The organism is Magnetococcus sp. PR-3 (assembly GCF_036689865.1).
Taxonomy (GTDB): Bacteria; Pseudomonadota; Magnetococcia; order Magnetococcales; family Magnetococcaceae; genus Magnetococcus.
The window spans coordinates 93163-117746 of record NZ_JBAHUQ010000012.1 but is presented as its reverse complement, the minus strand read 5'-3'; the positions used below and the strand labels follow the sequence as shown (position 1 = coordinate 117746).

The 24584-nt window shown below is 48.4% G+C and carries 16 protein-coding genes and 1 other RNA gene; 10 read left to right on the top strand and 7 right to left on the bottom strand.

The window, feature by feature from the left end:
• Positions 1-31: 31 nt before the first annotated feature.
• The 6 genes from V5T57_RS08805 to V5T57_RS08780 all read left to right on the top strand — a co-directional run bounded on the left by V5T57_RS08805 (position 32) and on the right by V5T57_RS08780 (position 9024).
• Positions 32-2233: a bacteriohemerythrin gene (locus tag V5T57_RS08805; protein ID WP_332890828.1), complete on the top strand. Its 2202-nt coding sequence runs from the start codon at positions 32-34 to the stop codon at positions 2231-2233.
• Between the two features lie 631 nt (positions 2234-2864).
• Positions 2865-6077 (top strand): CHASE domain-containing protein, encoded by a 3213-nt coding sequence (locus tag V5T57_RS08800; RefSeq protein WP_332890827.1) that lies wholly within the window; start codon positions 2865-2867, stop codon positions 6075-6077.
• Positions 6070-6465, top strand: coding sequence for a response regulator (locus V5T57_RS08795; RefSeq protein ID WP_332890826.1), 396 nt, complete (start codon positions 6070-6072; stop codon positions 6463-6465). Before V5T57_RS08800 ends, V5T57_RS08795 begins: the two co-directional genes overlap by 8 nt.
• A gap of 12 nt (positions 6466-6477) precedes the next feature.
• Positions 6478-8148: a GGDEF domain-containing response regulator gene (locus tag V5T57_RS08790; protein ID WP_332890825.1), complete on the top strand. Its 1671-nt coding sequence runs from the start codon at positions 6478-6480 to the stop codon at positions 8146-8148.
• A 37-nt stretch (positions 8149-8185) separates the two neighbouring features.
• On the top strand, positions 8186-8572 hold the full coding sequence (locus tag V5T57_RS08785; RefSeq protein WP_332890824.1) for a response regulator transcription factor: 387 nt from the start codon (positions 8186-8188) through the stop codon (positions 8570-8572).
• Positions 8573-8577: 5 nt separating this feature from the next.
• Entirely contained in the window at positions 8578-9024 is a 447-nt protein-coding gene (locus V5T57_RS08780) for a GNAT family N-acetyltransferase (protein ID WP_332890823.1), read from the top strand.
• A gap of 62 nt (positions 9025-9086) precedes the next feature.
• Here the strand turns inward: V5T57_RS08780 and V5T57_RS08775 are convergent, their stop codons facing one another.
• The 3 genes from V5T57_RS08775 to murA all read right to left on the bottom strand — a co-directional run bounded on the left by V5T57_RS08775 (position 9087) and on the right by murA (position 12737).
• Positions 9087-9320, bottom strand: a complete 234-nt coding sequence (locus tag V5T57_RS08775) for a CDGSH iron-sulfur domain-containing protein (RefSeq protein ID WP_332890822.1) — start codon at positions 9318-9320, stop codon at positions 9087-9089.
• An 82-nt stretch (positions 9321-9402) separates the two neighbouring features.
• Positions 9403-10716: a histidinol dehydrogenase gene (hisD, locus tag V5T57_RS08770; RefSeq protein WP_332890821.1), complete on the bottom strand. Its 1314-nt coding sequence runs from the start codon at positions 10714-10716 to the stop codon at positions 9403-9405.
• Between the two features lie 761 nt (positions 10717-11477).
• Positions 11478-12737: a UDP-N-acetylglucosamine 1-carboxyvinyltransferase gene (murA, locus tag V5T57_RS08765; protein ID WP_332890820.1), complete on the bottom strand. Its 1260-nt coding sequence runs from the start codon at positions 12735-12737 to the stop codon at positions 11478-11480.
• A 180-nt stretch (positions 12738-12917) separates the two neighbouring features.
• Here murA and ssrA point away from each other — a divergent pair.
• Together ssrA and V5T57_RS08755 are read left to right on the top strand one after the other, a co-directional pair.
• Positions 12918-13284: a transfer-messenger RNA gene (gene ssrA, locus V5T57_RS08760) on the top strand.
• 535 nt (positions 13285-13819) lie between these two features.
• Positions 13820-17668, top strand: a complete 3849-nt coding sequence (locus tag V5T57_RS08755; protein WP_332890819.1) for a PAS domain S-box protein — start codon at positions 13820-13822, stop codon at positions 17666-17668.
• A 70-nt stretch (positions 17669-17738) separates the two neighbouring features.
• Here the strand turns inward: V5T57_RS08755 and V5T57_RS08750 are convergent, their stop codons facing one another.
• The 4 genes from V5T57_RS08750 to V5T57_RS08735 are packed head-to-tail and all read right to left on the bottom strand — an operon-like array spanning position 17739 to position 20138.
• Complete coding sequence (locus tag V5T57_RS08750; RefSeq protein ID WP_332890818.1) at positions 17739-18161, bottom strand: hypothetical protein; 423 nt, start codon at positions 18159-18161, stop codon at positions 17739-17741.
• Positions 18146-19495 (bottom strand): recombinase family protein, encoded by a 1350-nt coding sequence (locus tag V5T57_RS08745; protein ID WP_332890817.1) that lies wholly within the window; start codon positions 19493-19495, stop codon positions 18146-18148. Before V5T57_RS08745 ends, V5T57_RS08750 begins: the two co-directional genes overlap by 16 nt.
• Positions 19492-19941 carry a DUF2924 domain-containing protein gene (locus V5T57_RS08740; protein ID WP_332890816.1) on the bottom strand — a complete coding sequence of 150 codons (450 nt, stop codon included), beginning with the start codon at positions 19939-19941 and terminating at the stop codon, positions 19492-19494. The genes V5T57_RS08745 and V5T57_RS08740 overlap by 4 nt, the downstream gene beginning before the upstream one ends.
• On the bottom strand, positions 19938-20138 hold the full coding sequence (locus V5T57_RS08735) for a hypothetical protein (protein WP_332890815.1): 201 nt from the start codon (positions 20136-20138) through the stop codon (positions 19938-19940). Before V5T57_RS08735 ends, V5T57_RS08740 begins: the two co-directional genes overlap by 4 nt.
• Before the next feature lie 198 nt (positions 20139-20336).
• Between V5T57_RS08735 and V5T57_RS08730 the strand changes: the two genes are divergently transcribed.
• Together V5T57_RS08730 and V5T57_RS08725 are read left to right on the top strand one after the other, a co-directional pair.
• Positions 20337-21305 (top strand): helix-turn-helix transcriptional regulator, encoded by a 969-nt coding sequence (locus V5T57_RS08730; RefSeq protein WP_332890814.1) that lies wholly within the window; start codon positions 20337-20339, stop codon positions 21303-21305.
• 280 nt (positions 21306-21585) lie between these two features.
• Entirely contained in the window at positions 21586-24570 is a 2985-nt protein-coding gene (locus tag V5T57_RS08725; protein ID WP_332890813.1) for an EAL domain-containing protein, read from the top strand.
• The last annotated feature ends 14 nt before the right edge of the window (positions 24571-24584 follow it).

Sequence of the window (24584 nt, the reverse complement as noted above, 5' to 3'; positions counted from 1 at the left end):
AACCTAAACATCACATGGAAAGGAGGCTGACATGCTCTATATCGTGGCTATTTTTGGTGTAATCCTAGCGGGTGTGCTGGGCTTTTTCCTGGGTCGGCGTGGGGCAGGGAACGCTCAGGATTTGGTGCAGCGCTTAGAGCAAGCAGGGCGCGGTGATCTGATCACGTCATGTACCCGTGAACAGGGTATCTCTGATCAAATTGGTCATGCCTATAATCAAATGATTGGCATGATGGGCGGGAATTTACGTCGTATTGTGATGCAGTCAGATTCGGTAGCGGCTTGTGTGAATGAGCTCAATGAGATCAAAACCGTTCTGGATGATGACGCCAAGCAGAGCATGCAGGCCATGGACGCGGCAAAGGTCCAGTTTGCCCAGCTTGAAGAGGTCATCGTAACGATTCGTGATGATGTCGGCGTTTCTACCGGTCATATGGATCTGATCTCTCAGGCGACCGAGTCTCTCTCGGCAGAAGTGACCACGATCGCTTCCGCAGCGGAGCAGGCCAGTCATAACGTAACAACAATGGCCTCAGCTGCGGAAGAGATGACCTCTAACCTCACAGCAGTCAATGAGAGTTTGCATGATGTAAATGGCGCGTCAGCCAATGTGGCGGCGGCTGTTGAAGAGATGACGGCAACCCTCGATGAGGTGCGTAGCCGTTGCCAAATGGCCAGCCAGGAGTCTCAAAAGGCTGCGACGCATACGGAATCAACCCAGACCGTTATGGGTGAGCTTTCTAAGTCAGCCGGAGAGATTGGTCGTTTTATTGGCATGATCAACACCATTGCTGATCAGACCAATATGTTGGCTTTGAATGCTGCCATTGAAGCTGCAGGTGCTGGTGAAGCGGGTAAAGGCTTTGCGGTGGTGGCCAATGAAGTTAAAGAGCTGGCCAGTCAAACCGCTGAGGCAACCAAGTTGATCTCAGAACAGGTTGCGATTATTCAGCAACGTTCGGACACTGCCGGGGATGCAACCCGTGAGGTCTCTGAGTTGGTGGGTGGTATTAACCAAGCCAACCAAGAGATCACCGTTGCGGTTGAAGAGCAAAATATGGCGTTGCAGGAGATTGCCAGTGCGCTCTCCTCCGTCACCCGATCTTCGGACGATGTCACACGTAACGCTGCTGAGTTGCAAGAGGCCGCTAATGAAGTGGCACGGGCAGCATTGGAAGCAGCCAATGGTACACAATCCATTGCAGAGTCAGCCTCTGCTGCGGCAGAAGCGGCAACGGGTGCTAACACCCGTAACCGTGAAACAGCAGAGCGTATTCATGCCATCCATGCGCAAACTGAAATTGCTGGAACCGCAGCAGAAATTTCTCTGGAGCAAATTACCAAAGTCCATGCGTTGGCAAACTATATGGAAGGTTCAGTCAACACATTTTCCATTTTGATCGATGTCGTTCAAGGGGGGGTCGAGGCACTCCGGGCTTCGCAGATTAATTACCAGACGGGTGGTGGTGAGACCTTTGATGTGCGTATGGTCAAAGAAGGACACTTGGCTTGGTTAAGGCGGCTAGAGCAAGCGGTACGCGGTCGTCTGGATATTGACCCGACGGAAGCGAGCCGTTATCGGGAGTGTGCTTTTGGTCATTGGTATTATGGGCCAGGGCAAACAGCATATGGCAACCTTCCTGTTTTTCAGGAGCTGGGTGGCTTGCATGAGCGGGTGCATATGTCTGCTGTGGAAGTTCTGGACATGGTGCAAAAAGCGCAGCCGCATGAGGCCATTGTTCAAGCCATGGGCCGCTTTAGTAAGCTACGGGCCGAGCTGTTTGTGAAGCTCGATCAACTCTACATGGTTCAGGTATCTCATGATCATAAGATGATTGAGTGGGATGACTCCCTGGATGTGGGTGTTAAACAGTTTAATGAAGATCACCTGAAGCTCATGGACTATATCAATGAGCTGCACGACGCCATGAAAAATGGTCTGGGTGGGGAAAAAGCGGGGGATATTTTAACCAAGCTGGTGGATTTTACCAAAACCCATTTTGCCCGAGAAGAGGGCATTATGAAAAAGCATGGTTACCACCGCTATGAAGAACAAAAAGCTGAGCATGTCAAGCTCATTGCCTCGTTGGGTGAGAAGCAAGCTGACCTTGAAGCAGGCTCTGCCACCGTGGCGTTGGACCTGCTCTCCTTCTTGCAGACATGGTTGATTGAGCATATTAAGGGGGAGGATATGCAGTACCGTCCCTTCTTTGCACAAAAAGGGGTGAATTAACCCTCTTCACTGTGCGTATCGATCGACAGTATGTTATGCGGGGCTTTAGGGCTCCGCATTTTTTTGTGCCTACTCTCTGTAGAGCAAAGATGAATTTTTTATTCGGTCTGTTACTCTAAACTTACGGTCAGAAGGTTCGGTGCTCTGTTCTGATCGGTATAAGTATCCTTAAAGGTATATGCCTCTTGGCTTTATCCTCTTAGAGTAGGTTTGAACAGAAGATAAGCTCCATAAGGCAGCCGGTGGTCAACCGTGGCGGGTTTACCTTTAAGGTTCCATTGTTTGAATACAGATCAATGCATTTCATGATGGTTTGGTTATAGACGTTAAGAGAGATGCAAGTCGTTTAGGGCTTCGTTTTATACCGTAAGGGAGCACCATGTCTATAAGAGATAAATACCCTTTTAAGGTGCCGTTTTTTTTCATCATAAGCTATGTGGTTGTGGGATGTTTTAGCTTCTTCTTAGAAGGAGAAGTTAATGGGGTTCCTCTGTTTTTCCCTGCCTATGGTATTGGCCTTGGCGCACTTTTGGTGTTTGGGTATCGCCTTGGTTGGTCGGTGCTTGCGGGGGCTCTTCTGCTTCATGGTTTCATTTTTTCTTCATCCTCCCAGCCAATGATGTGGGGGCTTTTGTTTGCCCTCAGTCTGGGGCAAACCTTACAAGTGCTATTGGCAACTTATTTAGTGCATCGCGGTGTTGGTAAAAATAGTGCCGTGATTGAGGTGGATCATCTGATTCGATTTACATGGGCTGTGAGTGTGGCTGCCCTTGCCATGGTGCCGCTAACTGTCGGGGTGTTGTGGGGCTATGATCTTGTTGAGGTAGCGCAGCTGCCCATGGTTCTACTACATGCCACTGTTGGGCAGATCTTGGGTGGGTTGATTGTCACCCCTGTGGTTTTGAGTTTTTGGGGCAAACCTGCTCAGGTTTGGCAACCGCGTCGATATACCGTGGCGATCCCTTTGGTGTGTGCTTCCCTTCTGATGGTGGTTCTTTATCAACGGGTTGTTGAGTGGGATAAAACCCGTGTAAAGCTCGAGTTTCAAATTCAATCTGAACATTTGGCCCATGCTTTAGAGGTGAATATTCAAGGGTATTTAGATTTTGTTCATGCTATTGAACGGCTTTATGCGAGCTCTGATTATGTTTCTCATCAGGAGTTTAAGGCGTTTACATCCCATGCATTGCTTGCTTTCCCAGGTATACAGGCCCTGGAATGGGTGCCTGAGGTACCCCATGCAGAGCGTCAAGCTTATGAAGAGGCTGCCCAGGTTCAGGGTATGCACGATTTTATGATTCGTGCTCGGAATGCTGAGGGCAAAATGGTGAAGGCACCAACGTCTGATATTTATTATCCCGTCTATTATGCACTACCTTACGAAATGAATAAGACCGCTTTAGGGTTTGACCTGGGTTCTAGTCCCGTCCGTCGTCAGGCCTTAGAGAAGGCTCGGGATACAGGAAAGATGGTGGCCTCTGCTCGAATTCAACTGGTACAGGATAAAGGCAGCCAGTCAGGTTTTTTGGTGTTCTATCCTGTCTATCAAAAAGGGGTAGAACCAACCCGTGAAGAGACACGTCAAGTGACGTTAAGGGGGTTTGCACTCGGGGTGTTTAGGATTGGGGATATGCTGGAAAAGGGCTTCAGAGATCTGCCCAGGGAGGGGGTGGAATTTCGTTTGATTGACCTTTCTGCAAAGCCAGCACAACAAGAGCTCTACCAAACACCCAATTTCCAGACAGTGGTATCCGACAGTGAGCTGCAGTGGTCATTCCCCTATAGCGTTGGGGGGCGATCATGGAAAATCCAGTTTGCGGGCAGCCAGCATTATCAGGATCTGTTTAGCAGCTCCTACCCGCAGTTAACTCTATTGTCAGGCCTGTTTACCGTCACATTGCTGGGGTTATTCCTGTTGTTGCTAACCAGTCGTAATGTTCGTATTGAACAGCTGGTTGAAGAGCGTACAGCCCAGTTAAAGGATAGCGAATCCCGATTATCGGCCATTTTTCAAACAGCGGTTGAAGCGATTATCACCATTGATGAAATGGGACATATTGAAAGTGCAAACGCAGCGGTTAGTACGCTGTTTGGTTATACCGAAGAGGAGATGATCGGGCAGAATGTCAAAATGCTCATGCCTGCCCCCCATCGGGAGAGTCATGATGGTTATCTGCATAACTACAGAACCACAGGTGATGCAAAAATTATTGGCTCGGTTCGCGAAGTTGAAGGGTTAACCAAAGCGGGAGAGCTTATTCCTCTTGAACTCTCCGTGAGTGATGTACCCATGGCCAACCGGCGTATTTTTACCGGTATTCTGCACGATATTCGTGAACGCAAACGGAGTGAAAAACTGAAAAATGAGTTTGTCTCAACGGTCAGTCATGAGCTGCGTACTCCGTTAACCTCCATTCAGGGCTCCTTAGGGTTGATTAAAGGAGGGGTGGCTGGAGAGCTTCCCCTGAAGGCTGCTTCCTTGATCAGTGTGGCGCATCGTAACTGCGAGCGGTTGGTTCGGTTGATTAATGATATTTTGGATGTGGAAAAAATGGAGGCGGGTAAAATGGCCTTCAAGATGGAGCAACAAGCCATTTCACCTCTCATATATCAAGCTGTGGAAACCAACCGGGGGTATGGGGAGAAGCATGAGGTTGAGTTGAAGCTGGTGGAAGATATGCCTGAAGCGATCGGGGTGGTTGATAGTGATCGGTTTGCGCAAGTGATGGCAAACTTGATCTCAAATGCTGTGAAATTTTCGCCACCTCAAGGTCAAGTTGAAGTGATGCTTTCTTCGCACAAGAGCAATTGGCTCATTCAGGTCGTGGACCACGGTATTGGGATCCCCGACGCTTTTAAACCCCATATCTTTGATAAATTCTCTCAAGCGGATTCTGGCGATACCCGGCAACAAGGTGGAACGGGGTTAGGGCTGGCGATCTGCAAGTTAATTGTCGAGCGTATGGGTGGAGTGCTGAATTTTGAAAGTGAAGAGGGTAAAGGTACCTCTTTTTTCTTCACGTTGCCTAAACATAATCAGGTCTCTGACCTTCCTCCAGAACTTGACCAAGCCTCTGCGGGGGCTCGGATTCTGGTCTGTGAAGATGATCGTGATATTGGTCGTGTTTTGGCCATGTTGTTGGCAAACGAAGGCTATCAGGTGGATGTTGCACAAACAGCGGCTGAGGCCAAAGTACTACTTCTTCAACATACTTTTTCAGCTTTAACCTTGGACCTTATGTTGCCGGATCAACATGGTCTTTCACTTCTTCAGGAGCTGAGGAAAGATCCCAGGTGGGAGCATTTACCGGTTATTGTGGTCTCAGCATGGGTTGATCAAGCGCATCAGGCTCTAGATGGCAGTGCCTTAGAGGTGGTGGACTGGCTGAATAAGCCCATTGATGAAAAGCGGCTTATGCATGCTATTGAGCAGGCTAGGTATAAAAACCGGGAAAAAGTGACCATTCTTCATGTCGAGGATGATCCCGCACTACGGCAGGTTGTTGAGGTGATGTTGGAACCGCTGGCCCATATGGTTGGGGTTGGCTCTCTTTCTGAAGCAAAAGAAGCACTTTCTAGCAAAAAGTATGACTTGGTCTTGCTGGATATGACATTGCCCGATGGACAAGGTACTGATCTTCTGCCTATGCTGCAAAAAGGGGCCGAGAGTATTCCTGTGGTGGTTTTTTCTGGTGAAGATCTCCAGCAGGATATGTCACAACAGATTAGCGCGGCTTTGGTCAAGTCCCGTACCAGTAACGATACACTTGTTCGCACCATTGAACAGGTGGTTGGGCAAGCAATAAAGCCCACGACGACCCAGGGAGAAGCTGAAGATGGCTAGACAATTGGAACGCATTCTTTATGCGGAAGATGATGAGGATATCCGTGATGTGGCCATTATGGCGTTGGAAGCTATGGGGGGATTTACCATACAAAGCTGTGAACATGGGCAGGCTGTGGTTGAGCAGGTGATCGACTTTAAGCCTGATTTATTGTTGCTCGATGTGATGATGCCTATTATGGATGGCCCAACCGCGCTTCAACAGGTAAAAGCCATGCCTGAAATGCAGTCGCTGCCCGTTATTTTTATGACCGCCAAAGTTCAACCCCAAGAAATAGCTGAGTATAAAGCTTTAGGGGCCATTGATGTAATCACCAAACCTTTTGATCCCATGACACTGGCCGATCGTGTGCGCCAGATATGGGATGCCAACGGCTCCGTGTCATAAGGGATTGGATGCATGAGTAGTGATAAGCAACAGGCCTTTTTAGAGAAGCTGCAGAGTTCTCGAAGAGACTACACCTTGAAGCTGCCTGAAAAATGGCAAGAGATTGATCAAGCGTGGCAGGCTTTTCAGGCTAATTCCCATAACCAGGATGGCTTGGTGGAGCTGCACCGTATGGTGCACACCATGGCGGGCTCTGCAGGCTCGTTTGGGTTGGAAGAGGTCGGAGAGCGTGCCCGGCATGTGGAAAAAAGGCTTAAAGCATGGCTCTCTGCCGTTGAGCAACCTGCCCAGACTCAAATTCAGGGCGTACAGCGGGGGCTGGATCTACTTAAACATATCATTGAAGGGGTTAAGGAAAATTTAGAGGTGGAAAAACCCTCGCTGATTTCCCAAGCGGCTGAAGTGAAGACCCCTTTAAAAAATAACCGCTCAATCTATTTGGTCGATGATGATGATGCGCTGTCAAAAGAGCTAAAAAAGCAGCTGGAATACTATGGGTTTGGTATTGATCTGTTTGAAAATATAACAGATTTTAAAGCTGCCATGCAAAACAAAGAGCCCGCACTGGTCATTATGGATATTCTATTGCCTGATGGCCGTGGTACCGAAGCCATGCAACAGATACAAATGGGTAGAGAGGCACCTTTACCGGTAATCTTTTTATCCGTTGAGCACAATATGCAGGCTCGGCTTGAGGCGGTGCGTAGTGGTGGGGTTGCCTACTTTGAAAAACCGGTAGACACCCACCGTTTGGTGGATTTGCTGGATACCTATACCGCCATAAGCGATGCCCAACGAAACCGCATTATGATTGTTGAGGATTCAAGATCCCTGGCTGAGTATTTTGCCCTTATTCTTCAAGGGGCTGGTATGGAAACCTGTGTGGTGTTGGACCCTATGACTGTGATGGAGAATTTAGAAGCTTTTCAGCCTGACTTGGTATTGATGGACCTTTATATGCCCCAGTGTAATGGGTTTGAAGTTGCCTCGGTTATTCGTCAGCAGGAAGCCTTTTTAAGTATTCCTATTGTCTATTTATCTGGTGAAAAAAACCTGGAAAAACAGTTGGAGGCCCTGAACCTGGGGGGCGATGATTTTCTCACCAAGCCTATTCAGCCTGATCATCTGATCTCTTCTGTGGTTGCACGGATTAAACGCACCCGTAAATTACGTTCCATGATGGTGAGGGATGGCCTGACCGGGTTGTTTAACCATACGACAACCAAAGAGCGATTAATTCAGGAGGTCGAACGCGCACGACGGCAACATGGCGAGCTGGCGTTTGCCATGTTGGATATCGATCATTTTAAAAAGGTGAATGATACCTATGGCCACCCTTGTGGGGATCGGGTGATTAAGAGCTTGGCCCGTTTGCTAAAACAGCGCTTGCGTAATACCGATATTGTTGGTCGGTTTGGGGGGGAAGAGTTTGCCGTAATCCTTATGGATACCGACCAGGATACGGCCATGAGGCTACTCAATGATTTGCGCGAGGCCTTCTCCCGTATTGAACATCAGGAAGGGGATGCGGTTTTTACCAAAACATTCTCCTGTGGTGTTGCAACATTCCCAGCCACTCAATCCCCTTCTGAATTAAATGATCATGCGGATCAGGCGCTTTATGTGGCTAAAAATGGTGGGCGTAATCTGGTCTCACTTTTTGTCGACCCAGATCAAACTTAAGGGGTTGTAACGGGTCCAAACTGAAAAGGAGAATGCCATGAACAAGCCCTTAAAAGCTGTTGTTGTCGATGATGATGCAAATATGCGGTCCCTCGTGATGTCCCTTTTAGAAGCGCAGGGTGTAATTGTTGTTGCCGAAGGAGAAGACGGTGGTGATGCGGCCATTCTCTACGATCAGCACCATCCTGACTTTATGTTGCTGGACTATCATATGCCGACTATGAGTGGATTGGATGCCCTAAATCAGGTCATGAACGCCGGTTCAGACCGTATTGTTATTATGCTTTCATCTGTACCAGGACCGCGCAATAGTGTGGTTGATGACTGCTTGGTTGCAGGTGCTATGGACTGGATACGTAAAGATCTTGGGCCGCAGGAGATGGAAGCTCAACTGCAAGGTACCCTGGCTAAACTTTTTGGATAGTGGTTATGAAACCCATTGTGCGCCATGCTAGACGAGGGGATTTGGATGCCCTGGTAACGCTGCTTGAACAGTTGTTTGCCATGGAAGTTGATTTTCAATTCGATGCCCCCACCCAGAGACAGGGGTTGCTCTTACTACTTCAAACCCCGAACGCGTGTTTGCTGGTGATTGAAGATCAGTATCAAGTTGTGGGGATGTGCTCTTTGCAGAGTATCGTCTCCTCTTCGGAGGGCGGGGCAGTTGGTATTGTTGAAGATGTGGTCATTGCACAGAGCCACCGGGACCAAGGACTTGGCCATCTGTTATTGCAAGCGCTAGAGCAGGAGGCTAAAGCGCAGGGGTTGTCGCAATTGCGGTTAGTGGTCGATCAAAATAATGGCGCGACGCTGGCTTTTTTTCAACGCATGGGGTGGATGGGGACAGAGCTGGTCGCCATGATGAAGCAGCTTTAGTATAGACAACGCGCTTGTGTAAAAAGCCAAGCCCCCTCACTTAGAGGGGGCTTGGCTTTTTTTTAGAGGGGTTCTGTTAAATCTCGGTGGGTGCCATCACAAAATGGAAATTTGGTGCTTTTACCGCAGCGACAAACCGCAACCTGTTGCTCGGTTTCCAATAGAATAACCTCAGGCATCATACCGCTCCCTTTGTGGGTACCATCACAGTGAGGTTGCAGTTTGCTGCGGCCACATCGACAGATCACATGTTTGCCCGCTGGCAAAGTAGCTTTGATCGGGGATCGGGGATACATCAGAGAGCCTCCTGTTTACGCGCAGAGCGATGATGCGGGTTCGGGGCGCGTTTTTAGCAGGTACAGAGCACCCTCTACCCAGTTATGGCTTTTTCATCCTTAGATCCACACTCAGCTTATGGGCTGTCAAACCTTCAGAACCTGCTAAGGCTGAGGCTGCTGGTCCAATGCTGGAAAATGAATCTGCGGTGCATCCAATTAAACTGGTTCGTTTAATAAAGTCATGCACACCCAGTGGGCTGGAAAAACGCGCCGTTCCATTGGTTGGCAATACATGGTTTGGTCCAGCCACATAATCCCCAATGGGTTCGGGGGTGTGACGTCCCATGAAGATGGCACCAGCATGATCAATTTTATGCATCAAACGGCGTGGATCGGTCACGGCCAGCTCCAAATGCTCGGGGGCAACGCGGGAGGCAATGGCCGCACCTTCCTCAAGATCTTTGACTAAAATAATACCACCACGTTCCGTAATGGATTGATGGGCAATTTCAGAACGGGAGAGGGTGCTGAGGTGTTCTGCCATGGCCTGACGAACCTGTTCAGCAAACGTGGCGTCATCCGTAACCAAAATGGATTGGGCGTCGGTATCATGTTCCGCTTGGGAGAGCAGGTCTGCTGCAATCCATTTAGGGTCGTTTTGGTTGTCGGCAATCACCAAAATTTCGGATGGCCCCGCAATCATATCAATACCGACTTTGCCATATACCTGTCGCTTGGCTGTAGCCACATAGATATTACCTGGACCCACAATCACATCTACGCTGGGTACTTGCTCCGTACCATAGGCCATAGCAGCAACAGCTTGCGCGCCACCAATACGGAAAATCTTATCCACCCCAGCCAATTTGGCTGCGGCTAAAATGGCGGGGTTTACCTGGTTGTCTGGTGTGGGGACCACCATAACAAGCTCTTCAACCCCAGCAACTTTGGCGGGGATTGCATTCATCAGTACCGAGGAGGGGTAGCTGGCCAAGCCACCAGGAACATATAGCCCGGCTTTTTTAACAGCCTGTACCCGTTGCCCCAGTAGCGTACCCGAAGAATCCATAAATTCTTGAATGCCCATCTGGGGGAGCTGCCAGCTGTGGTAGTCAAAAATACGCTGTGCTGCTAACTCCAGCGCTTTATAGACCTCTTCTGGTACATTTGCCAGCGCATCTTCCAGCTCAGCTTCGGTAAACGCCATGCCTTCAGGTGTTAACTCAATGCGGTCAAAACGGTGGCTGTACTCAATAACCGCAGCATCTCCACGTTGACGTACATCCGCAATAATAGCCGCAACCCGGCTTTCAATATCGGCCATGTCTCCAGCGTTCCAGGTTATAAGATCCTTGAAACGGGATTCAAAATCGGTATCAGTGGTGCGCAGGGTGGTGAGGGTCAGGTCGCTCATGGAAATTCCGTCTATGTCAGAAATACGTTCTATTTACGAAGGGGCATATTGTACGGAGGGCTGGATCGATACTCAAAAGAAAAATGATAGATCAAGAGATGACTTTAAAAGCCTGACATATTCACCCTTAGTTTCTCTCCCTATTCACCATGAGTACAGACTGGGTGTGATGAATCTTAGGGGCTTCTCTCTTTTAATGGCGTTTTTGTTGGTAGGGTTGTCCAATCTATCTGTTCCATGTTTGTTTCAAAAGATGAGCTCTGTGTTTTTATCCGCATGCATGGTGATCATATCGAACCATGTTTTATTTTTCGGGCGTAACGATCGAAGGCGGCTCGTCGAGTGATGAAACGTGGTTGTTTCGCTCAAAGAGGTTGAATGGCGAGTGGCTGAAAAGCTCTAACAGCGTTTGTTCTCATGGGGAAGGGGGAGCGTTGATATTTGGCCCTGTATCCATCCATCTCAGAGGGTTTTATGATCTCCTGTTTTTTAGGTTGGCTTACTTGCCATTGACTATGCATGGTGCGACCCATGACCGCGAAATGCCGTTGAAAGTATTTCAATGTGGATTGTGAAGCTGTTGAAATAAGGTGGTATTCCGGGTGGTCGGTGTTGCTCTATCTCTTCAATACAGAAGATAGAAATAAGCGGGTGGGGCTCTGCCAAGTTTAAGGGTTAAACGGCACACTTAGAAAAAGTTAAGCCCGGATCTGATGATCCGGGCTTATAATTTGGGGGTCTTCTTAGCTTTTGTGCAAACTCTAGCGACCCAGTCGCTGGATATCCGCCCCCAATGCCTTGAGTTTCTCTTCAATCCGCTCATATCCCCGGTCAATGTGATAAACACGGGAAATTAAGGTCTCACCCTCTGCGCATAAGCCAGCCAAGACCAATGAGGCTGAAGCGCGTAGATCTGTCGCCATAACAGGTGCACCGCGTAATTGAGGAACACCGCGCACAACAGCTGTGTTGCCCTGTACGGTGATGTCAGCCCCCATACGCTGTAGTTCAGAGACGTGCATATAGCGGTTTTCAAAAATAGTCTCTTTAACCTGTCCTGCACCATTGGCCACCGTTAACAGCACCATCATCTGTGCTTGTAAATCGGTGGGGAAGCCGGGGTGGGGCAGGGTGGTGATGTCCACAGCCTGAAGGGCGCCAGGTTCCGCTTGTACCCGAATGGCCTTATCCATCTCATCCACTTGGCAGCCTGCTTCACGCATCTTGGCAATATGAGCTTCAAGCAGCGCTGGGTGGGTGCCCGTCATGGTAATATCACCACCAGTTACGGCAGCAGCAACCATAAAGGTTCCGGTCTCAATGCGGTCTGGCAAAATATCATGGGTGGTTCCGTGAAGCTTATGAACCCCCTCAACCGTGATGGTCCGTGTACCTGCACCCTGGATCTTTGCACCCATTGAGTTAAGCAGGTTGGCCAGATCAACAACCTCAGGTTCCGCCGCCGCGTTGTCTAAGATCGTGGTACCGTCGGCCAGAGCTGCTGCCATCAGCAGGTTCTCTGTTCCGGTTACAGTGACCAGATCAAACACAATATGGGCACCCTTTAGGCGACCCGCCTTGATACGAACATAACCATCTTCCAGCGTGACATCTGCCCCCATCTGCTCTAAACCACGCAGATGTAGGTTGATGGGGCGTGAGCCAATGGCGCAGCCGCCTGGAAGGGAGATCTCTGCGTGCCCACACCGTGCAACCAATGGACCCATAACCAGAACAGAGGCGCGCATGGTACGCACCAAGTCATAGGGGGCCATGGTGTTGTTAATGTTACTGCAGTCGATGGCCACCCCAAGTTTTTCATCAATGGTAATGGCAGCGCCGTGTTGCCCCAGCAATTCCAGCATGGTGGTCACATCCCGCAGGTGGGGAATGTTGCGCAGGGTTACGGTTTCCTCTGTCAGCAGGGTAGCCGCCAGCTCTGGCAGGCAGGCGTTTTTTGCGCCGCTGATGGGAATAGTACCTTCAAGGGGGTGTCCGCCACGGACGAGAATTTTATCCATAGTGGCGCATGGTGGCTGAACTTTGAGCTACGGGCAAGGGTGAACGATATCAAGGGATGAAAAAAACTGATTTTGGGGTTTTTCACAGGCAGGCTTGGGGTGATGAATGGATTAGAGATTGTCTATGATGCTTTAAAGTGATAGCCTGAAATATCCTGATAGCATATTTTCAGGCCTTGTGGGGGTGAACTGGCTTCGACGGGGTATGGAACGGCTAGTAAGGCGGCCCGGAATGGTACCGACGTATAAGGACCAACTTTTACAATTGCCAATGACGAGCACTACGCTCCGGCTCTCGCAGCTGCCTAAAACAGTCTGCGTTAGCGGGGTCTGAACCCGGACCCGGCAACAGAAGCTTTTAGCAGGGTTAAGCCGGAATTGTGTAGGCCGGTTGAAATCCAGGGACACCCAGTTCTCCGAGGTAACGGGGGCTTTGTGGTCAGCCAGCCTGAAACGCCACAAAGCAGGAGGGTTGGCAAAATGGTCGTAATTCCTTCTATCTTAATACATATTGCGGACCCGGGTTCGACTCCCGGCACCTCCACCAGTTAGGTCCCAGAGAACCTGTCTCTGACAAGAAACCGTCCTCTGCGACGGTTTTTTTGTGCCCTAATTTCGCCAATTATTCCAATGGATAGCGTAACTCACTGTCTGCGGGGAGCCGTTAGCATTTCAGACCGCCTCTGCCAAATTCTGGCCCTTATCTCTCCGAATACTCTCTCTTTCTCTGGCCAAAACAGACCCGGTCCGTTTTGAAGCGCTAAAATAGACCGGGCAAGGATTTTTAATATCAATGGTTTATGTGTTTCTAGGTTTGGACCGTTTTTCCAAAAAAAGTGGGTGCAAAAAGGTCTAGAGTCGAACTCAATATTTTACATTGGATAAGGTGTCTATGTTCTACGCCCATTTTTCGATTGTTTTAAGATATAAGTTTACATCATAAGACTTTGTGAGTTTTCGTGATCTCCTTTGTGTGAATGCGAGGAGCTGTCTGCTAATATATTGGATTAGATATATGACAGACTGTCAGTGCCTCTTGTAGTCTGAAAATATCTCTAGGCGATGAAGAGAAGGAGGTTTGAATGGATCTTGGCCCATATTTGAGTTTCCTTTCTGGACCAGAGGAGACCTTCCGTGCCTACGAGAGTAGCTATGATCCCTTTTTGGTGACCATCTCCATATTTATTGCCATTTTTGCATCGTGGGTATCTTTCTATTTGTCAGGAAGGATGCGTGAAAGTGCCAAAACAGGAAAGGGCTACTACGTCTGGCTTATTCTTGGAGCTTTGGCTTTGGGTGCAGGTATCTGGGCCATGCACTTCATTGGTATGCTGGCTTTTAAATTAGATTGCGGAATTTTTTACGATCCATTCATCACCTTTTTTTCAATGCTACCCGGTGTTTTGGCTGCTGCCGTAGCTCTGCAGGTAATCAGTCGCTCAACCTTGTCACGTCTCAAGCTTTTGGGAAGTGGTTTGGTGATGGGGGGTGGTATTGGTACCATGCACTATACTGGCATGGCGGCCATGCGTCTTGATGGCATCTTGCGCTATGACTTGGCTTGGTTTTTAGCTTCAATCGTGGTGGCTGTTCTATTGGCTATCATTGCCCTGGCCATACGTTTTACTGTCCGTGATATGCCTTTTTCTTTAGGCCAAAGGTGGCAACAGATCATCAGTTCCGTTGTGATGGGGTCGGCCATATCTGGCATGCACTATACCGCGATGGAAGCCGCCTATTTTATACCTAGCGGTAGCCAAAATAATATCAATCCAAATAACCCCACCATGTTGGCTTGGGCTGTTGCTGCTGTTACCAGCCTGATCATACTTTTAGCGCTTGCATCGACCTTTGCCAGCCGTAGGCTCATGGCTTCAGATAAACGTTTCAACACGATCATTCAATCAATGAGTCAAGGTCTTGTATTGCTTGATAAGCATGGAAGCATTCTTGAGGTGAATCCTGCTTTAGAAGTGATGTTGGGTGGGGAGGGAAGGACATTTAAAGGGGAGCCTTTTACGCGTTTTTTTGTGGGCTCTGAAGTACGTAAGCGCATTACCACTCTGCTTGAACAAAATAAGGCAACAGAATTTGATGCCAGTTTGCATACTTATTCAGGTGGTGTTTTGCCCTGTACCGTACAGCTTGATATTCGTCCTTTAACGTCAGAGGGAGATTTGCTTCGATTTGCAACCATTATAAGAAGAACCCACTTGATCAATCTGCTCGGAGCTTTGCATGAAGGGGTGTGCGGTCTCGATCATGATGGCCGTGTTGAGGTTGTGAACAAAGAAGCGGAAAGGCTGATCGGAGAAAAAGAAACGGCACTTCTCGGTAAGCAAATACTGGATAGGTTTAGGCTGCCAGTGAGTGGTAACAGCATCACGGACGGTCGGTTTGTATTTGAAGAAGCACGACAATCGCCAGTCAGCTATGAAGAATTACAGCTCCTTTCTACTAGTGGTGAGTCACGCCAAGTCAATTTTTCACTCACCTCTATTGACCACTCGAATCGCGAGAGTGGCTTGGTATTGGTCTTTCAGGATGTTTCCAGTCATCTCGAGTTGACACGTGAAATGCGCCAATTGCGGAGAGCTGTGGAACAGGCTCCTGTCTCCGTTGTCATCACTGATTTGACAGGAGCCATTGAATATGTAAACCCGCACTTTGAACAGGTTACTGGATATCATGCGGAGGAAGTTAAAGGGCAAAATCCTCGCGTTCTAAGTTCTGGTTTGCAACCCAAGTCGTACTATACAGAGTTGTGGAAAACAATTTCACAAGGGCGTCAATGGACAGGTGTTTTTGCGAACAAACGGAAGGACGGCAGTATCTATTGGGAACACGCTTCCATTTCCCCTATACGTGATGGAGATGGTGTTAGCACGCATTACATTGCTGTAAAGGAGGATATTACAAAAAGAAAAGAGGCCGAACAGGCGATCGAAAGATTAAGCCGCTATAACGAATCCATTCTTAATGCCGTGGGGGACGGTATATTCGGTGTGGATCGACAAGGGTGTATGACATTCCTTAATCCAGCAGCTGAAAAATCATTGGGATGGTCAGCCAAAGAGCTTTTACAGAACCCCCAACATGAACGAATCCACTATGCCCATCCTGATGGTGAGCAATATCGCCCAGAAGAATGTCCAGTTTTAAAAACGACTCAGGATGGTGTTGTCCGGTTTGTCGATGATGATACCTTTTGGACCCGTAATGGTGACGCCATTCCTGTTGAGTTCAAGGTGGCCCCTATCCGGGAAGAGTCTGAGATCGTCGGTGCGGTCGTGGTGTTCCGTGACATTAGTGCCAGGTTAAAAGCAGAAAAGACCCTTAAAGAGAGTGAAGAGAGGTTGAAGATCTCTTTAGCAGCTTCTAATACAGGTTTTTGGGATTGGGATCCCGTAACGGATGATGCGTTTCTCAGTGATGAATGGCTTGCCATGCTGGGTTATGATCGAGAAGAGATCAATCCTACTCTTCAGAGCTGGCAAGCGTTAATCCATCCAGATGATAAACAGAAGGCTCAGGAAGCTCTGCGTGCACATCTGGAAAATATTGATTCGAAATTTGAGCTTGAACTTAGAATGCGCCATAAGCAGGGGTATTGGGTTTGGATTCTAAACAGTGGGCGCGTAATGGCCCGAGATAATAGTGGATCTCCGTTGAGAATGAGTGGAATCCATAAGGATATTACAGATCTAAAAAAAGCTCAGGCGGAGCTTGAAAAAGCTAAAGCACAAGCAGAAGAAGCTAAGCGTCAAGCTGAACAAGCCAGTCGTGCAAAAACCGAATTTCTTGCCACGATGAGTCATGAGATTCGTACCCCAATGAATGTGATCCTGGGTATGGCAGAGTTGCTTCTTGAAAGCGAACAAGATACCGAACGGCAGCACTATCTTGAGGTCTCTCATAGTGCTGGCGAAGGGCTGTTAGCTTTGATTAATGATATTTTAGATCTTTCAAAAATTGAATCCGGTCAATTGATGTTGGAGTCACAAGCCTTCCAGGTGAGGGCGCTCATTAGTGAAATCGATAATATTTTTATCTATCCAGCCCGTGAAAAAGGGTTGCGATTAACCATCTCGATCGACCCTCTCATTCCCGAGTGGGTAGTGGGTGATATGTCCCGATTACGTCAGGTATTAATAAACCTGACAGGAAACGCACTGAAGTTTACCTCTAGGGGTGGCATTGATATTCAAGTAGAGCCGGACGACCAGGGTCACTGTCTTTTCAGCGTAAAGGATACGGGCATAGGTATTCCAGATAAAATGCTCGACATAATTTTCAAACCCTTTTCACAGGCGGATTCAAGTATCAGTCGTAGATTTGGTGGGACTGGGTTGGGTTTGACCATCTGTCAAAGAATCATTGAAAAAATGAAGGGGACGATTCGTGTTACCAGTGTAGAAAATAAGGGTAGTAGCTTTTCATTTTCGATCCCTTTGCCAAAGGCCAAGCCTGATCAACATGTTTCAAGGGCAGTCCAAAAAAAGCCTTTGACGGAAGAGAAGATCACATCACTAAACATCTTGATTGCCGAAGATGCCGAAGACAATATCACGCTGCTTAAAGCCTATCTAAAGAATAGTCCCCACCAGCTTACTTTTGTGACCAATGGGTTGGATGCTGTTCAAGCGTTTCGGCAGGGCACCAACTATCACTTGGTACTCATGGATGTCCAGATGCCAGAAATGGATGGTTACACAGCTACTCGGGAAATCCGAGCCTGGGAGCAAGAAAATTCACGTTCTAAAGTCCCTATTTATGCACTTTCTGCCCATGCTTTTTCAGAAGCTAATCAACATAGCCTGGATGCAGGCTGTGATGGTCATCTGACCAAACCCATTAAGAAAAAGGAGCTATTAGCATTTTTAGGGGGTTTAGCTGAACGGATGAATTATAATCTATCCTCAACAAATTAATTGGGCCCCTTTTGAGTTGTGATGGTAATGAAGTGTTGTTGTCTCATTACAGTAAGTTGAATTGCAGAACTCACAAATATATGTTTCCTTTAGATATTAAAAAATAGACATGCTGTTTTTTCCATGCCTGTGGAAACGATTTTCGAAAGCGCTCCAACGTGATGTTTTCTGGTTTACGACCATCCAAAATTTGTTTGACGATGTCAGGGGCCAGCAGAGTCAAACGCAAAGTACGCATGATGTAAGAGGGGTCCATATCTTCTTTTGCTGCAAGCGCTTTGATGGATGCAGCCTTGCCATTCTCCAACATATTCAACCAACGATGCGCACGCCCCAGGGCTTTGAGTAGAGCCTCATCTTGCACATGTGGCTCAGCAAAAATGCTATCAATTCCTTGAGGGGGAAGGACCTTCTTGCGCCCTCCTTGCCTTTTGAGGTGCAGCGGGATACGGATGATGATGTTACGCCCGTCGGGGCTTAGTTCAGTGTGCATAGTTCTTCCTCCCGCAATTCTTTGATCAATCCTTCCAGGCCATCTCCGCGAATTTCCAACTCCAGGCCGCTGGTGGTCACTTCTGCTCGGGTGACCAGTAGCTGAATCAAGCGGGACTGTTCCAAGGGGAATAGTTCTTCCCAGATGGGGGGTATGCTCTGTAGAGTTGCAACCACCTCACGTTCAGTCATGGAGATCCCTTCTTGGTTGGCAGAGCGCCAGATCTTCACCACCATCTCTGGCGTGGTCAGAATGGATTGAATCTGATCCAAAACGATGTTTTCTATTTCTCCCGCAGGCACGCTTCTCACTGGGCAGGCCGAGTGGCCGCTCTTAGTGGCTTTCATGCAGGTGTAGTAACGGTACTGCCGTCCCTTCTTACGGGTGTGGCTGGGCTTCATGGAGCGGTTGCAGTGGCCACAGCGGATGATCCCTTTTAAGGGGGAGCTGGTTTGAATACGGCTAGCGTTTGCCCTTTGATGGCTGTTTCGAGCATTGATACTACGTACCCGCTGCCATAAATCCTGAGATATGATTGCCTCATGCTCTCCCGGATAGGCTTGGTCCTTGTGTACTGCTTCCCCCAGATAGGTGCGGTTATTCAAAATCCGGTAGAGGGCCCCCTTGTCAAAAGGCTTTCCTATGCGAAATTTGCCTGACTGGGTAGTCCACGCTTTGGTGTGGTAGCCAGCATCGTTAAGTTCACGCATCAGTTCTGTAGCAGATCCAAGCTGGGTGAAGCGCTTGAAGATCTTATTCACTAAATCCGCCTCTTCCTGGTTAATCACCAATTTCCGGTCCACAACGTCGTAACCCAGGGGTGGGACGCCCCCCATCCACATGCCCTTACGGCGGGAGGCTGCGAACTTGTCGCGGATCCGCTCGGCGATTACCTCCCGTTCATACTGGGCAAAACTCAGCAGCATGTTAAGGGTCAGCCGCCCCATGGAGGTGGTCGTAGAAAACTGCTGAGTTATGGAGACGAAGGAGGTGTTGTGTCTTTCGAATACCTGGATAAGCTGGGAGAAATCCAGCAGGGAGCGAGAAAGGCGGTCCACCTTGTAGCAGACCACAATGTCCACCAAGCCGGACTCGATATCAGCCATCAGCCGTTTGAGGGCAGGGCGTTCCATATTACCACCGGTAAAGCCGCCATCGTCGTAACGGTCCGGTAGCAGGTGCCACCCTTGAGATCGTTGACTGGCAATGTAGGCTGCACAAGCTTCATGCTGAGCATCCAGAGAGTTGAACTCCATGTCCAACCCCTCTTCGGTGCTCTTCCGGGTGTAGATGGCGCACCTTACTTTGGGTGTCGTGGTTTTCTTGCGGTTCATTGCTTCACCTTTCCTGGCCGTTTAATGCCGAAGAAAGTCCATCCATTCCAGCGGGTGCCGGTAATCTCCCTAGCTACTGCTGAGAGGCTTCCAAAGGGACGTCCCTGGTATTCAAATCCACCCTCCTGAACCGTTACGCTGTGCTCGGTTCCTTTCCATTCCCGAATTAGTTTGGTCCCCGGCAAGGGGTAGCCATCTGATCGTTGGTTGATGTGTACTCGGGCCTGAAGCACATCATCGTTGGCCAGTTGTTGAAGTCGTGCTTTGGTCTCTTCCGAATGGCCTCCGTAAGCCAGTTCCTGGATGCGATAAGCCAAACGCTTGATCATGAAGCGGCGGTCATATCCTGGGGGCTCCTTGTTAAACAATTCGCGCCATAAGGTTTTGAGTTTTTGGGTGCTCATCTCTGGAAGTTCTGCCAATCGTTTCATTATGTTCTGTGTCATGGGCTTCTCCCGTGGTCTGTTTTCTCCATGACATGTACGCTCTGTTCGGCGCTTTTATCCAGGCAAATAATCTCTGAGTTTTCAGATTGTTTTGCGCGCTTGTTGAACAGCCTAACGATGCCTGTGGCAATGATGGAAGCCACCTCTTCCAGCCGTTCTTCTGCACTCATCAAATCTGGGTCGTATCCGGTTTTCATGATTCCCAACCAATCCGATTTTTGACCGAGTTCGTCTTTATGGTTCGGGAACCAGATGTAGCAGGAGAACTTTCGAAGAAACAGAGAAATCAATGGGTTGATGTAGAGTGTAGAAAACAAATAAGTCGTAGCGAAAAGGTGCGTATGATGCTTGCATCTGTTTGGGGATCGAAGAACTAGAAGATGGGTTGAGTACCTATGGATCGCACCGAACGCTTTTATCGCATCACCGGCCTGCTCTCTGCAGGGCGGGCAGTTTCCATTCATGAATTGGTGGAGGAGATGGAGGTCTCTCGTGCCACGGTGAAACGGGATATCGAATACCTGCGGGATCGCCTTAGCGCCCCTATCATTTGGGATCGTAAGGGGCGTGGATACCGTTTTGAGGGGGGAAAGAACGGCTGGGACAAGACGACGTTGCCGGGTGTCTGGTTCAACGCCTCAGAGATCTACGCGCTTCTCACCATGGAGCATCTGCTAAGCAATCTTCAACCGGGCTTGCTGGGCAGTCAGATCGAACCGTTGAAAACTCGCCTGCGTATTATGCTGGAATCCGGAGGCCACAATGCTGATGAGGTGGCCAACCATATCAGCGTAGTACATATCGCCGGGCGCACAGTGGAGCCCAGGCTGTTTCAGGAGGTAGCTGCTGGAGTGCTTTCCCGTAAGCGGCTGAAGATCCGTCACCATAACCGACGCCGGGATGACCATTTGGATCGGGAAGTTTCTCCCCAGAGGCTGGTGTTTTACCGGGATAGCTGGTACTTGGACACTTGGTGCCATGAGCGGGATGCCCTACGCAGCTTTGGTATGGATGCCATCAGGCAAGTGGAGTCGCTGAACGAACCGGCCATTGAGGTGGATAGTACCCAACTGGATGAGCATGTCCGAGCGGGGTATGGCATTTTCTCCGGTACCGATGTGCAAACCGCCGTTTTGCGTTTTTCACCAGAAGAAGCCCGCTGGGTTGCCCATCAGCATTGGCACTCCCAGCAGGAGGGGGAATTCGATGCAGAGGGCTATTACATCCTAAAGGTGCCTTACGCCAACGATACCGAACTGATCATGGACATCCTCCGCCATGGTTCTGGTGTAGAGGTGTTGGAGCCTCCAACCTTACGTAAAAGCGTAAAAGAGAAACTCAAAATGGCTATAAGTAAGTATTAGACTCTGGCAAAACGCCTGCTGATCCTTAAATAAGTATGACTAATAACAAAATGATAAGGGCTGGAGTTTAGCAGTAAGGTGGGAGCAAGATGTTGTGTTTTTTTTGAATATTGAATCTCTTATATGAATACCCCAGTACAAGGAAAAGTGATATATTCAGCTTTGCAAGAATTAGTCGTTTTTATGGCATGACGAGGTTGCTATGGGAAGCTCATCTACAAAACGGTCAAGCTTTTCTAGGCTTGCTAAGGTTCTGTTCTCTATCTTCTGTGCATGGTCAATGGTTGGTCATGCAACGGCTTCCCCCACCATTGACCTTACAGCAGAAGAGCGTTCTTGGCTGCAAGACCACCCAGAATTCAGAATGGCAGTGGACACCGACTGGGCTCCCTTTGAGTTTGTCGACCCTCAGGCAAACTATCGGGGTATGGCCGCCGAATATATGCGTCTGGTTGAAAAAAAGTTGGGGATTCAATTTCAGATCGACAAACAGCGTAAATGGCCTGAAATGATCAAAGCCGTTGAAAACCGTGATTTGGATATTTTCTCCTGTGTTGTAAGAACATTCCAGCGTGAAACATACGCCAACTTTACCAAGCCCTACCTCACCTTTCCCATGGTTATTGTGACTTTGGAAGATCAGTCATTTGTTGATGGTATCCAAGATCTTATAAAACATAACCATACGGTTTCTGTGGTCGAGAGTTATGCCTCCCATGAGCTGTTAGTCCAGAATTTTCCCAAGCTTGCACTCCATCCCTCGGCCAATGTGAAAGAGGGCCTGGAGTTGGTCTCCAGTGGTCAGGTGTTCGGTTTTATCGGCAACCTTGCCGTGGTAAGCCAAGTGATGCGTGAGTCCGGTCTAACTAATTTGAAGATCTCTGGGCAAACGCCATTCCGGTTTGAACTCTCCATGGCTGTCCGCAGTGACTGGCCTGAACTGGTACCTATTCTTCAAAAGGCATTGGATAGCATCACTCAGGAAGAGCAGGACCAGATCTTCAATAAATGGATCCGCGTCGACTTTTCACAGCAGGTTGATTACACCATCGTTGGCTATGCCATTACCATCGGGGGCTTGATCATCGGTTTCATCATCTATTGGAACCGCAGGCTGAAAGCAGAGATTAATCAACGTCATCAAACTGAGTTAGAACTCAAAGCAGAGATTGAGCAACGCCATCAAACGGAGATCAATCTCAAAAGGAGTAAAGAGAGTTTTGATAAAGCCCAGGCTATTGCCCATATCGGTAACTGGGACTGGGATATCGAGAATGGCACGCTGGCTTGGTCAGATGAAATCTACCGCATCTTTGGTCAATCTCCACAAGCTTTTGCGGCGACCTATGAAGCCTTTGTGGAATCCATTCACCCAGATGACCGACAGTTGGTCCAAAACGCTGTTGCAGCATCCTTGGAGGATGCTGGTATTGAGTATGAAATTGAACACAGGGTTGTTCAGCCTGATGGAAATGAACGTATTGTTCGGGAAATAGGACATGTACTGAGAAACCAGGAAGGCACACCCATTTATATGCGGGGTACTGTACAGGATGTTACAGATTTTCGGAGTACTGAAGAAAAGCTGATTCTCTCCAAACTTGTGATCGAAAATGCCAGTGAAGCCATTTTGATTACCGACCATAAAGGTCAAATCGTTGATGTGAACCCTGCTTATGAGCAGGTTACGGGTTATTCGGCAAGTGAGGTTATTGGAAAAAATCCCAACGTCACCCAGTCAGGTAGGCATGACAAATCGTTCTATAATGCCATGTGGGCCAAGATTCGTCAGACTGGTCGCTGGGAAGGTGAGATTTGGGATAGGCGGAAAAATGGTGAGGTTTTTCCCAAATGGTTGACCATCAATACGATCAAGAATCGACGTGACGAGATCTCCCACTATATGGGAATTTTCACAGATATCAGTCGGCAAAAGTCTACAGAGGAAAACCTTGAGAAGCTTGCTTTTTATGACCCTCTTACCAGCCTACCAAACCGTGCTCTCTTTCGTGATCGTTTGAATCATGAAATGTCATTAACCTCACGAATAGGCGGCTCCTTATCCATATTTTTCATTAATCTGGACCGCTTTAAGTATGTCAACGACACCTTCGGCCATGACGTTGGAGATGAACTCTTAATTGAGGTGTCTAGCCGTACCGTTGACTGCCTACGTAAAAGCGATACCGTCTGTCGTTTAGGAGGGGATGAATTTACAGTAATCCTTCCGGATCCTGGCAGTGCTGAATCGGTCAGTCAGGTTGCAAGACACATTATTGAAGCTTTACAAAAGCCATTTCAGCTTAAGGGGCATGAGGTCTTTATCGGGGCAAGTGTTGGGATTGCCATGTTCCCCGCAGATGGTAATGACTTTGAAACGCTGACTAAAAATGCTGATTTGGCCATGTATCAAGCTAAGGATGCGGGTCGAGGAACGCTCCGATTCTATACCCCTGAGATGAACCTGAAAAGTGAGCTACGCCTTTCCCTTGAAGCCGATTTGAGAAAAGCACTTGAGTTGGGGCAATTCACCCTCTTTTATCAGCCTAAGATTGAAGTTGGCAGTAATAAAATCTCGGGTATGGAAGCTCTCATCCGCTGGATACATCCGACAAAAGGCATGGTTTCACCGGTTGATTTTATTCCGTTGGCTGAAGAAACTGGACTGATTATCCCACTGGGTGAATGGATTTTGGAAACAGCTTGTTCTCAAACCAAGGCATGGTTGGATACCACAGGCACAGAGCTTCGCGTAGCTGTTAACCTTTCTGCAAAGCAGTTCCAGGATCCTGAGTTGTTGAATAAAGTCCAAGCCACATTAGAGCGAACAGGGCTGCCAGTGCGTTTGCTTGAGCTTGAAATTACAGAAAGTGTGGTGATGGATGATGTGGAATCAGCTATTGAGACCATTGATGCGCTAAAGGCGCTTGGGATCTATATCTCCATTGATGACTTTGGCACCGGTTACTCTTCATTGAGTTATCTGAAAAGATTCCCTCTACACTCCCTCAAGATTGATCAGTCCTTCGTTCGAGATCTTACAGTAGATAGCGATGATGCGGCGATTGTTGAGTCGATCATCTCAATGGCTAAGGCAATGCGGCTTGCTGTGATTGCAGAAGGCGTAGAAACAGAAGAACAGTTAGGGTTTCTTGAACAGAAGCAGTGTGGGCATATACAGGGGTACTTCTTCAGCAAGCCACTGCCAACGGATGAGTTTGAGGCCTACTTTAAATCCTGTGATAATAGTTGCCTAACTGAGTAAGTGGTGACGATTGA

What these genes read in the sequence shown, in the direction of transcription:
- V5T57_RS08805 (WP_332890828.1), top strand. Translation starts at nt 32, where the DNA reads ATGCTCTATATCGTGGCTATTTTTGGTGTAATCCTAGCGGGTGTGCTG.
- V5T57_RS08795 (WP_332890826.1), top strand. Translation starts at nt 6,070, where the DNA reads ATGGCTAGACAATTGGAACGCATTCTTTATGCGGAAGATGATGAGGAT.
- V5T57_RS08790 (WP_332890825.1), top strand. Translation starts at nt 6,478, where the DNA reads ATGAGTAGTGATAAGCAACAGGCCTTTTTAGAGAAGCTGCAGAGTTCT.
- V5T57_RS08785 (WP_332890824.1), top strand. Translation starts at nt 8,186, where the DNA reads ATGAACAAGCCCTTAAAAGCTGTTGTTGTCGATGATGATGCAAATATG.
- V5T57_RS08780 (WP_332890823.1), top strand. Translation starts at nt 8,578, where the DNA reads ATGAAACCCATTGTGCGCCATGCTAGACGAGGGGATTTGGATGCCCTG.
- V5T57_RS08775 (WP_332890822.1), bottom strand. Translation starts at nt 9,320, where the DNA reads ATGTATCCCCGATCCCCGATCAAAGCTACTTTGCCAGCGGGCAAACAT.
- hisD (WP_332890821.1), bottom strand. Translation starts at nt 10,716, where the DNA reads ATGAGCGACCTGACCCTCACCACCCTGCGCACCACTGATACCGATTTT.
- murA (WP_332890820.1), bottom strand. Translation starts at nt 12,737, where the DNA reads ATGGATAAAATTCTCGTCCGTGGCGGACACCCCCTTGAAGGTACTATT.
- V5T57_RS08755 (WP_332890819.1), top strand. Translation starts at nt 13,820, where the DNA reads ATGGATCTTGGCCCATATTTGAGTTTCCTTTCTGGACCAGAGGAGACC.
- V5T57_RS08750 (WP_332890818.1), bottom strand. Translation starts at nt 18,161, where the DNA reads ATGCACACTGAACTAAGCCCCGACGGGCGTAACATCATCATCCGTATC.
- V5T57_RS08745 (WP_332890817.1), bottom strand. Translation starts at nt 19,495, where the DNA reads ATGAACCGCAAGAAAACCACGACACCCAAAGTAAGGTGCGCCATCTAC.
- V5T57_RS08740 (WP_332890816.1), bottom strand. Translation starts at nt 19,941, where the DNA reads ATGACACAGAACATAATGAAACGATTGGCAGAACTTCCAGAGATGAGC.
- V5T57_RS08735 (WP_332890815.1), bottom strand. Translation starts at nt 20,138, where the DNA reads ATGAAAACCGGATACGACCCAGATTTGATGAGTGCAGAAGAACGGCTG.
- V5T57_RS08730 (WP_332890814.1), top strand. Translation starts at nt 20,337, where the DNA reads ATGGATCGCACCGAACGCTTTTATCGCATCACCGGCCTGCTCTCTGCA.
- V5T57_RS08725 (WP_332890813.1), top strand. Translation starts at nt 21,586, where the DNA reads ATGGTTGGTCATGCAACGGCTTCCCCCACCATTGACCTTACAGCAGAA.